At 66.0% G+C, this 13,606-nt stretch carries 12 protein-coding genes and 1 tRNA gene; 4 read left to right on the top strand and 9 right to left on the bottom strand.

The window, feature by feature from the left end; all coding sequences use genetic code 11:
- The first annotated feature begins 2 nt into the window (after window positions 1-2).
- Complete coding sequence (locus JOF56_RS01760; protein WP_281065413.1) at window positions 3-2,501, top strand: ATP-binding protein; 2,499 nt, start codon at window positions 3-5, stop codon at window positions 2,499-2,501.
- Here the strand turns inward: JOF56_RS01760 and JOF56_RS01755 are convergent.
- The 5 genes from JOF56_RS01755 to JOF56_RS01735 all read right to left on the bottom strand — a co-directional run bounded on the left by JOF56_RS01755 (window position 2,490) and on the right by JOF56_RS01735 (window position 7,094).
- Entirely contained in the window at window positions 2,490-3,260 is a 771-nt protein-coding gene (locus JOF56_RS01755; protein WP_307854873.1) for an ABC transporter permease, read from the bottom strand. The two genes, JOF56_RS01760 and JOF56_RS01755, sit on opposite strands and share 12 nt — an antisense overlap.
- On the bottom strand, window positions 3,257-4,186 hold the full coding sequence (locus JOF56_RS01750; RefSeq protein WP_209633710.1) for an ATP-binding cassette domain-containing protein: 930 nt from the start codon (window positions 4,184-4,186) through the stop codon (window positions 3,257-3,259). The genes JOF56_RS01755 and JOF56_RS01750 overlap by 4 nt, the downstream gene beginning before the upstream one ends.
- A gap of 66 nt (window positions 4,187-4,252) precedes the next feature.
- Window positions 4,253-5,086: an ABC transporter permease gene (locus tag JOF56_RS01745; protein WP_209633708.1), complete on the bottom strand. Its 834-nt coding sequence runs from the start codon at window positions 5,084-5,086 to the stop codon at window positions 4,253-4,255.
- Window positions 5,083-5,997, bottom strand: a complete 915-nt coding sequence (locus tag JOF56_RS01740; RefSeq protein ID WP_209633706.1) for an ABC transporter ATP-binding protein — start codon at window positions 5,995-5,997, stop codon at window positions 5,083-5,085. Before JOF56_RS01740 ends, JOF56_RS01745 begins: the two co-directional genes overlap by 4 nt.
- Complete coding sequence (locus JOF56_RS01735; protein WP_307854872.1) at window positions 5,994-7,094, bottom strand: hypothetical protein; 1,101 nt, start codon at window positions 7,092-7,094, stop codon at window positions 5,994-5,996. The genes JOF56_RS01740 and JOF56_RS01735 overlap by 4 nt, the downstream gene beginning before the upstream one ends.
- Before the next feature lie 54 nt (window positions 7,095-7,148).
- Here JOF56_RS01735 and JOF56_RS01730 point away from each other — a divergent pair, with 54 nt between their 5' ends.
- Window positions 7,149-7,928, top strand: coding sequence for an esterase/lipase family protein (locus tag JOF56_RS01730; RefSeq protein WP_307854871.1), 780 nt, complete (start codon window positions 7,149-7,151; stop codon window positions 7,926-7,928).
- A 2-nt stretch (window positions 7,929-7,930) separates the two neighbouring features.
- Here the strand turns inward: JOF56_RS01730 and JOF56_RS01725 are convergent, their stop codons facing one another.
- The 4 genes from JOF56_RS01725 to JOF56_RS01710 all read right to left on the bottom strand — a co-directional run bounded on the left by JOF56_RS01725 (window position 7,931) and on the right by JOF56_RS01710 (window position 11,754).
- A complete protein-coding gene (locus JOF56_RS01725) occupies window positions 7,931-9,061 on the bottom strand; it encodes a phospholipase D-like domain-containing protein (protein ID WP_209633705.1) in 1,131 nt (376 codons plus the stop codon).
- A 99-nt stretch (window positions 9,062-9,160) separates the two neighbouring features.
- Window positions 9,161-9,988, bottom strand: a complete 828-nt coding sequence (locus JOF56_RS01720; RefSeq protein WP_209633703.1) for a hypothetical protein — start codon at window positions 9,986-9,988, stop codon at window positions 9,161-9,163.
- Between the two features lie 84 nt (window positions 9,989-10,072).
- The gene (locus JOF56_RS01715; protein ID WP_307854870.1) at window positions 10,073-11,377 is read right to left on the bottom strand and encodes a Gfo/Idh/MocA family protein; all 1,305 of its coding nucleotides are present in this window, start codon (window positions 11,375-11,377) and stop codon (window positions 10,073-10,075) included.
- Between the two features lie 304 nt (window positions 11,378-11,681).
- Window positions 11,682-11,754, bottom strand: a tRNA-Lys gene (locus JOF56_RS01710).
- 205 nt (window positions 11,755-11,959) lie between these two features.
- Here JOF56_RS01710 and JOF56_RS01705 point away from each other — a divergent pair.
- Together JOF56_RS01705 and JOF56_RS01700 are read left to right on the top strand one after the other, a co-directional pair.
- Window positions 11,960-13,171: a L,D-transpeptidase gene (locus JOF56_RS01705; protein ID WP_209633699.1), complete on the top strand. Its 1,212-nt coding sequence runs from the start codon at window positions 11,960-11,962 to the stop codon at window positions 13,169-13,171.
- 181 nt (window positions 13,172-13,352) lie between these two features.
- Window positions 13,353-13,574 (top strand): hypothetical protein, encoded by a 222-nt coding sequence (locus JOF56_RS01700; RefSeq protein ID WP_209633697.1) that lies wholly within the window; start codon window positions 13,353-13,355, stop codon window positions 13,572-13,574.
- The last annotated feature ends 32 nt before the right edge of the window (window positions 13,575-13,606 follow it).

Below are 13,606 nucleotides of genomic sequence, written 5' to 3'. Positions count from 1 at the left end.
TGTTGGTTGAGCTGCTGCGGGCGCAGGCGGCGACCACGAGCTCAGCAGAGGCCTTGAGCAGGTACGACGCGTACAGGCGGTCGCTAAGGGATGAGCTGGGGACGGACCCTGGAGCCGCGCTTCAAGCGGTGTACCAGGAGCTGCTGCGAGGCGAGACAGCCAAGAGGGGAGTGCTGCACGAGCCAAATGCCTTGCTAGGGCGGGACAACGACGTCTCAGCGGTGCTGGACCTGCTGCGGACGTCGAGAGTTGTCTCGATCACGGGGCCTGGTGGGCTTGGGAAAACGAGGCTTGCGCATGCCGTCGGCAGGGAGATCACAGGCCACAACGTGTACTTCGTCGCGCTGGCAGGAGCCAGTGCAGATGAGGATGTCGCAGGCGAGGTCGCGTCTGTGCTTGGCGCCAGTGGACAGGACCTGGTCAGAGTTGTCGGCGGTATACCCGCAGTGATCGTGCTCGACAACTGTGAGCATGTGCTCGATGGGGCCGCTGAGCTCGCCCGGACGCTGATATCGATGACCAAGGATTTGAGGATTCTCACTACGAGCAGGGCGCCGCTCGGGCTGTCGTCGGAGTCGGTCCATCAGCTTGGGGCGTTGCCGCTCGACATTGCTGTCGAACTGTTCGAGCAGCGGGCGAAGGCCGCTCGTCCGGCGGTGGATCTGCCGATCGGGACTGTTACTGAGGTCTGCGGGCACTTGGATGGGCTTCCGCTGGCGATCGAGCTGGCGGCGGCGCGTGTGCGGGTGATGTCCGTCGCCGAGATCGCGAAGCGGCTTGACGACCGATTCTCCTTGCTGCGCGGTGGATCGAGGGATTCGCCGGAACGGCACCGGACGCTGCACGCCGTGGTGGACTGGAGCTGGAACCTGCTCGGTGAGACCCAGCGAGCGGCGATGGCGACGTTGTCGATCTTCCCCGGCGGGTTCACGGCTGAGGCCGCTGAGCACGTTCTGGGCGCCGAAGCGCTGGGAATCCTGGAGCACCTTGCCGATCATTCGCTGCTGCAGGTGGCCGACACGTCCGCCGGGGCCCGGTTTCGGATGCTGGAGACCGTCCGCGAGTTCAGCGCGAAGCACCGGGACCACGACCAGGCAGTCACGCTTCTGCTGGCGTGGGCCCGGCATTTCGGCCTGGGTAACCACGATCAGGTTCTGGGGCCGGCCGCGTTGCCCGCCACCCAGCGGGTCCTGGCTGAGCAGGACAACCTCGTCCAGGCGGTGAGGTACGCGATCGACCGTGCGGACAGCGCCACAGTCGCCGCAACTGGAGCCGTCCTGGTGGGAGTGTGGCTGGTGGGGTCGAACTACACGCCGATCGCCGCCCTGGCCGACGACTGCGCCTGGGTGCTGACGCATTTCCCGCCCACCCCAGCGTATGTCGAAGTCACGCGGACGATCGCGGCCGTCTGTGCCGTCCACACGTTCATGATCAACGGCCCGCGGGCCGTCAGGTCGCTGGTGATTCTGCGCCGCCTGCCTCCGGCGCCGCCGGACACGTTGCCCCGCGCCGCCGCTGTCCTGCTGACCACGCTCGCCCAACGTCCAGGTATGTCCACTGTGTACGAACTGACACACAGTCAGTACTTGTTGCTGGCAGCGCTGGCCAACTTCGTTGCCAGCTACTTCGAGGAGAGCAGCCTCGACCCGCACGCCGCGCTCGAGTCCGTCCGACAGGTCCCGGATCTGGTGGGTGACCAGGGAAATCCGTGGTTCCGGCAGGCCGTTCACCTGCGGATCGGCGAGCTGGCCATGCATGTCGGCGAGTCCGGGCTCGCATTACGCCACCTGCACGAGGCCCTTGGCATCGTCGAGCCGGACGTGACCGGGATCGGCTACTCGCTCGCCATGGTGAGCCTGACCAAGGGGGACCTTGAATCGGCCGGGAAATGGCTCGAACAGGTCCACGAACCTGGCGGCTACCAGAGTGGTCATCCCTTGCGCCTTGGCATCCAGGCCGAGATCATGCTGGCGCGCGGCGAGATCGACGCGGGTCTGCAGACCTGGCGACGCGCCCTGGCGTATCTCAATCCCAGTGCCGGCACCGAATACCGGGTCGAGCCGCTAGGCATGGATCCTTGGCTCGACGCGATCCGCGCCGTCACGGTCGTCGCGCACGCCCAGCACGACCGGCTGGAAATGGTCGCGGATCTCGTGGCGCTGCTCCCCGCCCGGCTCGTGTGGCTGCTGGAACATCCCACCCCGAACCCTTCGCCATTCCTGATGGAATCCCCGGTCTGGGGCGCGTTGTTGCTGGCAGTCGGGATGACACAGCGGCATCGTGCGCCGGGGTCTGCGGTGCGCATGATCGCCCTGGCAGAGCGTTTTCGGTACGTCCGGGCCTTTCAGCCGACGATGTCGGAGCAACGTGCCCTGGATTACGCCAGGCAGACTGACGGACCGGCGTACGCCGACGCGGTGTCGGAGTACGCCGGCCTTGATCGGGACGAGTTGCGGCTGGCTGCTCTGGCGGTGCTGGCCGACGACCAGTCAGCGGGTTGACATGCGGTGGAAAGCCCGGCGTGCCCAGAGGTAGCCAACGATCGTGATTCCCGTGCACCAGGCGACCGCGAGCCACGCGTTGGTGCCGACCGGCGTGCCCATCAGCAGGCCGCGGAGGGTTTCGTTGATCGGTGTGAACGGCTGGTTCGCGGCGAACCAGCCCAGCGTGTCCGGCATGGAATCCGTTGGTACGAACCCACTTCCGAGCATCGGCAGGAAGGTCATCGGCAACGGCATGTTGCTCGCGCTCTCTGGGCCCTTCGCGACCAGCCCGATCGCGGCGGCCATCCAGGTCAGTGCGAATGCCGTGAGCGCAAGGAAACCTGTGATCGCGAGCCAGTCAACGGCTGTGGCCGACGGCCGGAAACCCATCAGTACCGCCACACCGATCACCAGTGCGACGCTGATGAGCGTCTGGATCACGCCGCCCAGCACATGCCCGGTCATCACCGCCGCGCGGGAGATCGCCATGGTGCGGAAGCGGTTCATGATGCCTTCGCCCTTGTCGATGCTTACGCTCACCGCGGTGCCGATGGTGGCTGTGGTCACCGACATCAGAGTGATTCCCGGTGCGACGTAGTTGATGTAGTCCAGGCCGCCGAGGCCCGGCGACAGCGCACCGCCGAACACACCGACGAACAGCAGCAGCATCACAACCGGCACGGCCACGTTGCTGATCACCAGCGACGGATACCGCAACGAGTGCTTTAGGTTGCGCCGCAACATGGTTCCCGAGTCACGCAAAGCATAGGTGCTCACGCCCGCACCCCCTGACCGGTAAGCGCGAGGAAGACGTCATCAAGATCAGGCGTGTGCACGGTCAGGGTCTCCACCTCGACAGCCGCCTGGTCGAGCCGGTCGAGAACGGCCCGTAACGAATGAACGCTGCCGTCGCTGGGCACCTGGAGAGTGAGTGCGTCGTCGTCACGAACCACCCGATCCAGGGCCCGCGCAGCCATGTCGAGCGTGCCCGTGTCGGCGAACCGCAGTCTGATATGGCCGCCGGGGACCTGGCTCTTGAGCTGGTCGGCGGTGCCCTGCGCGACGATCCTGCCGTGGTCCAGCACGGCGATCCGGTCGGCCAGCTGGTCGGCTTCCTCCAGGTACTGGGTGGTCAGCAGGATGGTCACGCCGTTGGCGACCAGGTCGCGGATGATCTGCCACATCGTGCGCCGGCTGCGTGGGTCCAGCCCGGTCGTCGGCTCGTCCAGGAAGATCAGCCGGGGGTCGCCGACCAGCGTCATCGCCAGGTCGAGCCGGCGGCGCATGCCACCGGAGTACGTCGCCGGCAGCTTGCGCGCCGCGTCTTCCAGGTCGAACTTCGCGAGCAGTTCCGCGGTGAGCTGACGGCCACGTTGCTTGGGCAGGTGCCGCAGATCGGCCATCAGCCGCAGGTTCTCCTCACCGGTCAGCATGTTGTCGATCGCCGCGAACTGCCCGGTGACAGCGATCTTGCCGCGCACGGAGCCGACGTCGTCGTTCAGGTCGTGCCCGGCGACCACGGCCAGCCCTGCGTCCGCCCTGATCAGCGTGGAAAGGATCTCCACAGTGGTCGTCTTGCCCGCGCCGTTGGGTCCCAGCAGGGCGAAGACCGTCCCGGCCGGGACGTCCAGGTCGATGCCGTCGAGCACGACCTTCCCGCCATACGACTTCCGTAAACCGGTAGCCGTCACCATGTTCGTCATGACGACGAGCTTGCGAGAGGGCGGACTTAACCGGGTTTCAACGCGGTTTCAGCCGCTGAAACCGGGTCAGCTGGTGACGTCCTTGGTGGCGAAGTTCGCCCACGCCGCGGCGAAGAACAGGCCGATGTACACCAGTTGGAGCTGGACCCCGCTGTCGATGTTGCGCCAGAGGATCGGGTCGCGGAAGAAGTCGATCCAGGACAACCAGTAGTGCGTCGGCAGATACGGCTTGATCACGGTCGCGGCTTCCAGCGCCTCCAGTACCGAACTGGTCACCAGGACCGAGATCGCGCCCAGTGCCGCGCCGAGGGCGGATTCGGTGAGTGTGGACAGGAACAGTGCGATGGCACCGAATCCGAGCATCGACAGCACGATGTACCCGACCGCGCCGGACAGCCGCAGGACTACGTCCATCGGACCGAGCGACGCACCGGACAACGAAGTCACCGCCGCCCCTGGCTGGCCGCCGACAGCCTCGGCACCGGAGCCGAACAGAGTCGTCCCGATCACCAACGAGGTCAGCACGACGAGCAACACCGCGCCCAGCACGAACACGGCCAGCGCGATCAGCTTGGCGAGCAACAACTTCGTCCGTCCCACCGGCCGGACAAGCAGATACCGCAACGTTCCGGTCGACGCCTCACCCGCGATCGAGTCACCCGCGATGACAGCCACCGCGAGCGGCAGGAAAATCGGGAGTACCAAAGCCAATGCTGCCGCTGGGAACAGCGAACCATTGGTCAGCACAGCTGACAGGAACACGGCGCCTTGCCCCGGCGGCGGCGCGATGTCTGTGGTCGCAAGGAAAACCGCGACGATCGCGGGCAGCGCGCACAACAGTGCCACGCTCAGCCAGACTCGGGGACGCAGCACCAGTTTGTGCAGCTCGACTGTGATCACGACGCGTCCCCGTCGATCCGGTCTGCTCCTGGTCCGGTCGCCGCGAGCACAACCTGCTCGAGCGACAGCCGTTCGGCCGTGATCGACGAGATCCGCAGCCCTTCGCCGACCAGCCACGCGTTCAGCTCAGCCGCGTCGGTGTGCTTGATGAACAGCTGGTCACCGGCACGGTCGGACAGTTGCCCATTGAGCAGTTCGGCGATCTTGTCCGAGTCCGGGCTCTCCACCACGACCCGGCCGGTGGGAGCGCGCAGTGCCGTCAAATCGTCCTCCAGCACGAGGTTGCCACGGTCGACGATGCCGACCCTGGTACAGAGCTGTTCGATCTCCGAGAGCAGGTGGCTGGACAGGAACACCGTTGTGCCTGCTTGGTTCAACGCGATCAGCAGGTCCCTCATCTCGTGGATGCCTTGTGGGTCAAGGCCGTTGGTCGGTTCGTCGAGGATCAGCAGCCGCGGTTTGCGCAGCAGTGCCCCAGCGATGCCCAGCCGTTGACGCATGCCGAGCGAGTACGCCTTCACCGGACGCGCGTCCAGACCGGCGAGCCCGACCTGCTCCAGGACTTCCTCTATCCGCGCCCGACGGGCTTTACGGCTGTCGCGCGACCCGGCGGCGTCCATGAGCGCGAGGTTGCGGCGGCCGGACAGGTACGGATACGCCGCCGGGCCCTCGATCAGCGACCCCACCTGCGGCAGGACACGGGCCGCCCGGCTCGGGATCTTCTCGCCCAGCACCGTGATCTCGCCGCTGGTCGGGTAGACCAGCCCGAGCAGCATCCGCACGAGCGTGGTCTTGCCGGACCCGTTCGGGCCGAGGAATCCATAACGGTCGCCCTCCGCGACCTGCAGATCGACCGCGTTCACCGCGACGATCGAGCCGTAACGCTTGGTCAGCGCCCTGGTGGTGATCATCGCGGGCTCCTTCTGAGTGCGGCCAGTTCCGCGCCTGCCTGATCGAGCACCTTCGTGGCGACCAGGCCCGCGAGCAGGAATGTGCGCCGGCCGGTGGCCGACCGGACTACAGCCAGGGACAAGGGCGGGACCTGCAAAGTCACCGTGTTGCCTACTTGCTTCGCCCCGGCTTTCTTTGCCGCGTCGAAGGCCGATTCGGCGACGTCCCGCGGCAGCTGCACCACCACGAACGACGACAACCCGGTCCCGTACACAGCGGCGATCCCGGCCAGATCCTCGATCCGCAGGTCCCGCCCGGCGAGCCGGTCAGGCGGCGCGACCAGCCCGAACCGGCCGAGCGCCTCGGCGATGTCGGACGCTTCGAGCATGCCGACGCCGACATCGGGGGAGAGGTCGGACGACAGCACGTCGTCGGCTGGCGGGGTCAGGCTGAAGTCGAGAAACCGGGTGATCAGCATCGGGTCCTCGGTGTTCTTCGCGGTCAGCTCCACCCGCAGCGGCACCCCGCTGACCGGATCGGCCCACACGTCGACGTGCCCGATCGTGGTGTCCGGGTCGGTCGGCCGCAGCCGCAGCCCGGCGGCGGAGATACCGGCGATCCGCTGCGCCGGGATGCTGCTGAGGGCGTCACCCGGGGCGGCGTTGAGAATCCGGCGGGCCAGCTCGGGCGGCAGCAGGTCACCTGCGCGGGGCAGACGCATCGGCAGCGTGCCGAACAGGTCGGTGACCTTGTTCTCACCGGACTCGTAGGTCTGCTCGCCGTCGGCCGACCGGTACACATCCGTCTCGCCAGTGGTCGTCACCACGTCGAAGCGTTCGCGGGACGGCGAGGAATACCAGGTCCTGATCCGGGTGGTGCCGGTCAGCAACGAGGTCACGCTCGCGAGTTTGGGCAGCTCAGGCACTGGAAGCCGGCCGCTGCTCTCGGCGTATCCCTGGTGCGGCACATTCGCCGAATGCATGATCAGGTCCCGTAATCGCGCCGGATCGACCGTGCCGGTGCTCACCGGCAGCACGTTCGGGACGAACGGAACCGCGACCGCGACGACTGTCAGCGCCGCGACCACCAGCCAGCGTCCATGTTTTGGCAGTCGCACCCCTCCTACGATCCACGAGCGACGAACAATCGACGTAAAGCGGCATGATGTGGTGTGGACGCACGACAGTGGTGGCGAGGATTAAGCGGTCGACGGCGCACACTGCTTGCCGGTGTCGCAGCGCTTGTCGTCATCGCCGTCGCGGCCGTCGTGATCCCGCGCCTGACTGAGACCCCCGTCACGGTTGACCGCTCCCGGCTGGGCACTGTCCTGCTGATTCCTGGATACGGCGGAAACCAAGGCTCCTTGCAGGAACTGGCCGGCCAGATCCGGGCGACCGGGCGAGAAGCCGTCGTCGTGTCGTTGCCCGGTGATGGCACCGGTGATCTGCTCGAACAGGTTTCCGTGCTGGATCGTGCGGTCTCGCAGGCGTATGAGCGTGGTGCGCCTTCGGTGGACCTGGTCGGCTACTCGGCCGGCGGAGTTGTTGCGCGGCTTTGGGTGTCTCGCAGCTCGTTGGAGGCACGGCGAATCGTCACCCTCGGCTCGCCGTTGCACGGTACGCGTTTGGCGACCGGTGGTAACGCGTTGTTGCCGGACGCGTGCCCCACGGCGTGCCGTCAGCTCGCGACTGGGAGTTCACTGCTGCAGTCCATCGTCAGCGAACCGGTGTCCGTGCCGTGGATGACGATCTGGACGGAACTCGACCAGACCGTCATTCCCCCGGACTCGGCCAGATTGGACGGTGCGGTCAACGTTGCGCTGCAGTCGGTCTGCCCAGCCTCCCGCGTGTCACACTCCCAGCTTCCCTCGGATCCCGTGGTCACCCGGATCGTGTTGCGGGCACTCGGATTGCAGCCGTTGACACAGCCGAGTGCCGCGGATTGCCAGTGACCTCAGATCGGGGTCGCCAGCGTGCTGATGATCCGGTCGATCTCGGTGCGGGCGAACAGGGCGAGTTGTTGTTGGTCGGCTTCGGCGTCGGGGTCGGTTTCCTCGAGGTCGCCAAGGATGACGATGTTCTCGTCGTTGAGGGTCGTGGCCGGCGCGGTGTAGTTGAAGCTGCCGGCGATGACGATGCGGTCGTCGATCGTCATGAGCTTGTGGTGGATCTTGCGGACGCCGGTCCCCGGCTTGTTGTCGAACAGTTCGACGCCTGCCGCGCGCAACATCGGGGTGGCGGCCCATTTCTGGGTGCCCTGGCCGTGGTCGAGCACGCCCCGGATGGGCAACTGGGGGCTGACAAGCCGGACCATGGTGTCGTCGATGCCACTGGACTGGGCGAAGGTGAACATCGCGAAATCGATGCGCCGGGTGGCCTTCAGCATCTGTTTCATGATTTCCATCTCCGGCCCGTGGCGGGGCGCGAAGAGCGGTTTGACCCGGATGTTGCCGATCCGGAACTCGCGTGGCTTGGGCTCGACCCGTTCGTGTAGATCGCCGAATGTGCCGGAACGTAACCGGGTGAACTCGGTGAGATACTGATCGGTGATCTTTTTGCCGTGCAGGACGACGACGTGGTTGAGATTGTTGCCGGCCTGCACGGTGTTTCCGGCCGGATTCGTGCCGGTGTCGGTACGGGTGAAGTTGGCCGATCCGGTCAGCACCGCGGCGTTGTCCGTGCCCGCGTCACGGACCATGAACTTCTGGTGGAAGATCTCGGGATTCAGATCGGTGATGACGTCGACTCCGGCGCGTAACAGCGCGGCGTGCAGAGTGCGGTTGGTCTCGTTGTCGCCGCCTGGCGCGAACGGGTCGGCCAGCGGTTTGTCCTCGGTGAGATAGTTGCCTTCGAGGATCACCTGGACCCGGACCCGGCTTTTGGTCGCCGTCACCGGGACCTTCGGCCGGGCCGCGGCCGCGAGAACGGCCTGCGCGATCGGCAGTGAATCCAGTTCCTGGACCGCCACCAGAACGGATTGTTTCGCGCCACCGATGAAATCCCGGATCACCGCGTCCAGGTCATCGGGACCGCCCAGAACCGGCGGTCCGGCATATAACTCGATCCCGCCCACTCGAATGGCCATGACCCGTCTCCCTCCTCTTTCCCAGCCTGTCGGGCGAGCGGGAGACCGCATTATCGGCCGTGACCGGATCGTGTCCGCAATGGACATGAACATCCGGTGTCAGGGCGCGTAGAGCTCGACCACTTTCGCGATCCGGTCGTCACCATCGACCTGGATGCTGGCGAAGGGGGCGACCGAGTCGTTCAGCTTGCGTACCAATTGGTCCTTGGTGCATGGCTTGTTCGCCTGGCCGCGGCTGTCGGCGGTGAGGCCGTCCGAGCAGATGCTGCTCACGCTGAGGATCTGGGGCGACTTCGTCAACGGCAGGCGGTGCGTGCCCGGGTCTTCGGGGAGAGGCTCGTAGTGGCCGTTGTCCGCGCCACCGCGAACGTACTTCACCAGCTTGAACTCGGCCATGTCCAGCTTGGTGTCGTAGCCGGTCAGCTCGACGGTCAGCGTCTTGCCTGCGAACTTCTTGCCGGTGGAATCGGAATGTCCAGTGTGGAAGGACAGGCCGTCCTTGTCACAGCCGACCGCGCCGCTGCCCTGCGCGCCGGTGTCGGCCATACATTTCCAGCCCCGGACAGTCAAAACGTGGGCGGTACCCTCGGATTTGCTTGGGGCATCGCGATAGTACTCGGTGATCACGGTGAAAGCCTCTGTGCAGCCGATAGTGCCGGCCTTGCCGGCTACGGCGATCAGGTCGGCCTGCTTGCCGCCGACCGGCCCGACCTGGCCGGCGCCGGTCGCGCTGCAGTTGACATCCCCGGCCTTGTCCTGTCCGGCATGAATCTGCTGCTTGGCCTGGTTCTGCTGCTGGGCCTGGTTCTTCGTGGCCGCATCCACTGTGGACGGCGATGTGGTGTTCTGTCCGGAACAGGCCGAAAGCAATGCCATTGCGGCGACTGCGACACCGACGGCCACTGGCTTGAAGGAGCTGAGCCCCATCTTGTTTCCCCCTGCACGTCGTTGGTTGATCTCTGTTCACCAAGACGCGTGGTGCCGTCACGGGTTGCATCGCTGCCCGACGTTCTATGCGCGGACTGTTGGACTCACGGTGACGCCGGCTACCTGTCCGGTGCGGAGGGACTCGTTGGCCGCGACGCCCACGCCCGCGCTGAGCAGGCCGTCGACGACTCCGGCACGACGGCCTAACGGATCTTCGGCGAGCCCTGGCCGGAACACGTCTTCGAGCAGTTGGCTGTCCCCGCCGCCGTGTGCGCCGTCGCCCTCCGGGATCGGGATCTCCTCAGCCACTTCCCAATGCTTTTGCAGCAGCAGCCGTTCGCCTGCGGGCCGCGGGTTCTGCCCGCCTGGCCGATCGGGGGAGACGCTCGGATCGATGGCGCCGGCAGGCAGGACGTGACCGCGTTCCACCACTTCGAGTTCGATCCGGCCCGCCGTGCCGTTCACCGCGACGCGGTACCCCTCCCAGGGCGAATGCGCGTTGAGCGAGTAGCTCATCGTCGCCCCCGAGCGGTAGCCCACGAGCACCGAAAGATTGTCCTCGGTGGTGATCCCGGCGCTGAAGACGTCCAGATCACGCACGTATCCATTGTCCGGCTCGGCTTCCAGATACAACCGGCGCAATTTGTCGTCAGCGGACAGATCAAGAGCGAACGGGTCGGCGGCGGCGCCAGGAGCACCAGTGGATCGCTCCGGACGTGCACCGAGGCCCCGCTCGGCAGCGTTGTCGGCGCCGTAGAAACGCAAACCGCCCAAAGCGAACACAGTCACCGGGACATCGGCCAGCCACCAGTTGACCAAGTCGAAGTGATGACTGGACTTGTGCACAAGCAGGCCCCCAGAGTTGGCCTTGTCCCGATGCCAGCGGCGGAAGTAGTCCGCGCCATGCACGGTGTCGAGCACCCACTCAAAATGCACCGAGGTAACCCTGCCGATCGCACCGTCGGCAATCAGCCTGCGCACCTCACTATTGCGCGGCGAGTACCGATAGTTGAACGTGACGACCAGATCACCGCTCGACTCCCGAACAGCATCGGCAATCGCCTGGGCACCCTCAGCCGTAGTGGTCAGGGGCTTTTCCACCACGACGTCACATCCCGCCCGCAAGGCCGCGACCACATAGTGATGGTGGGTGGCATCCGGCGAAGTCACGACCACAACGTCAGGCCGTTGCTCCCGCAGAAGATCGTCAAACCGGTCAGGCGAGTACCGCGCAGGCGCACGCCCCAGAACCTCGTCGTAGTAGGACATCCGAGTCGGACTCGGATCACACCACGCCACCACCGTCCCAGCGTCCGCGTACTCCGAGGCCAACGCCCCGACATACATGTCAGCCCGGTTCCCCACCCCGACGATCGCGTAACGCCGCACTCCGTGCCCCCTCGCCAGTGACGGGAAACCGCTTTCCCTTCGATTAAAAGGTTTCAACCCGGCGAAGTCAATCAACCCCTGAGACCCAGATCGCCCAGACCAGGCCGATGTCACATCCAGCGAAGGTGTCCCGCCGTGCCCCGGAATGCTCGCCGAAGCCGGCCACCCATCAGAGCCGCCCAGCCCGCGCCGGAACATGGCAGAGGCTTTCCCGGGTCAGCGGGAACCGTCATAGACAGCGAAATAAGTGCCGCGAATACCAAAAAGGGCAGGTCAACTTGGATGTTGACCTGCCCTTTGGGGGTGCGCCGCCAGGGACTCGAACCCCGAACCCGCTGGTTAAGAGCCAGCTGCTCTGCCAGTTGAGCTAGCGGCGCTCGCTCGGTCTCCCGTGCGAACGAGGAAAACCTTAGCATGGGGTGCGGGGTGCCTCGAAATCGGACCCCCGATGATCGACTCGTGCAGCTAGAGGGCACAATCAGGGGGAAACCCCGCAGGTGGGTTCGGGCACGCTGGGGCGCGCGGGGAGTGCACTACAGCATCAGCAGCAGAATCGGGCGGCGACGTATGGGTGGGGTCTTGATGCGACGGTCGGTTGTGGCGATCGCCACGGGGTTGGTCGCGTTGACTGTGGCGAGTTGTTCTTCTGGGGAGCCTTCCGCGCAGCAGCCGACGTCCTCGCAGCCGTCCAGCGGCGGCCAGCAGACGTCCGGCAACAACAGCCCCAGTCCGCAGCCGAAGGCTGTCGCGCTCGCGGTCACTCCCGCGGACAAGGCGGGTGATGTGCCGCCGGGTGACCCGATCACTGTCACGGCCGCCGACGGCAAGCTGACGCAGGTCGCGGTGACCAATCAGGACGGTAAGCCGGTCACCGGCGCGATCTCGCCGGACGGCCTGAAGTGGGAGTCCGCCGAGCCGCTCGGCTACAGCAAGACGTACACCGTGAACGCGTCCGGCCAGGGCACTGACGGCAAGCCGGCCTCGCTCACGTCCAGCTTCAGCACGGTCAAGCCTGGCCGGCAGATCTCGGTCTCGGTCAACCCGACCGACGGCCAGACGGTCGGGGTCGGGCAGCCGTTGGCGTTCTACTTCTCGTCCAACGTGCCGGACAAGGCCGCTGCCGAGAAGGCTCTGAAGATCACCACCGAGCCCAAGGTCGAGGGCGCCTTCTACTGGTTCCGGGACAACGAGGTGCACTGGCGCCCCAAGGACTACTGGAAGTCCGGTACCAAGGTCACGGTCGACGCAGCCGTCTACGGCAAGGCGCTGGGCCCGAATCTGTACGGCAAGGAGGACCGCAAGGCCTCGGTCACGATCGGCAAGAAGGTCGTGGCGGTCGCCGACGGTGCCACGAAGCAAATGACCGTTTCGGTCGACGACCAGGTCGTCAAGACCGTGCCGATCTCGATGGGCAAGCGTGCGCACGAGACGCCGAACGGCACGTACGTCGTGATGACCGAGCAGCAGGACTACACAATGGACTCCGGCACGTACGGCGTCCCCGCCGACTCGCCCGGCGGTTACCGCACCAAGGTCGCGGTCGCCAGCCGCCTGTCCAACAGCGGCATCTTCTACCACTCCGCACCGTGGTCGCTCCGCCAGCAGGGCAACAGCAACGTCAGCCACGGCTGCATCAACATGTCCACCGAGAACGCCCGCTGGATGCAGGAGATCGGCAGCAAGGGCGACATCTTCGTGGTGCAGAACAGCGGCGGCAAGCCGTTGCAGTCCTGGGACGGCCTCGGCGACTGGCAGGTGCCCTGGGAAGAGTGGGTCAAGGGCGGCAAGAAGTAGGCTCTCAGCACCACGAAAGGCCGCGCGGACCGCGCGGCCTTTCGTATATGAAGATCTTCTCATCGGGGTCTCACCCGGCCCTCGGCCCCGCTGCCGAGAGCGGTCGGGGTGGCGGCATTCACCATCATCGTTTTCGCGGTTGCGATCATCCTGTGGCTGTCGCGCGTGATCGAGGACACATATGTGGCTCGCCGTCACGCCGCCGAAGGATCTGGGCGACGCAGTGCAGTCCGTGCCGTGGAATCTCCTGCTGTTCATGGCCGCGACAACGGCGATGGCGACCGCGTTGGTCACGACCGGAGCCGCCAACTGGTTGGCCATAACAGCGTTCGCACCGATTCGGGCCACGGCGCCGTGGGTGTTCCTGCGGTGGTTGTCGTCAGTACGCTGGCGCACTTGGTGATCCAGTCCCGTTCGGCGCGGTCTTCGGTCCTG

Origin of the sequence: Kibdelosporangium banguiense, assembly GCF_017876405.1 — a bacterium.
In the GTDB taxonomy this organism is placed as follows: domain Bacteria; phylum Actinomycetota; class Actinomycetes; order Mycobacteriales; family Pseudonocardiaceae; genus Kibdelosporangium; species Kibdelosporangium banguiense.
Note: the sequence above shows the minus strand (reverse complement) of the source record. Positions and strands in the feature narration are given on the sequence as shown.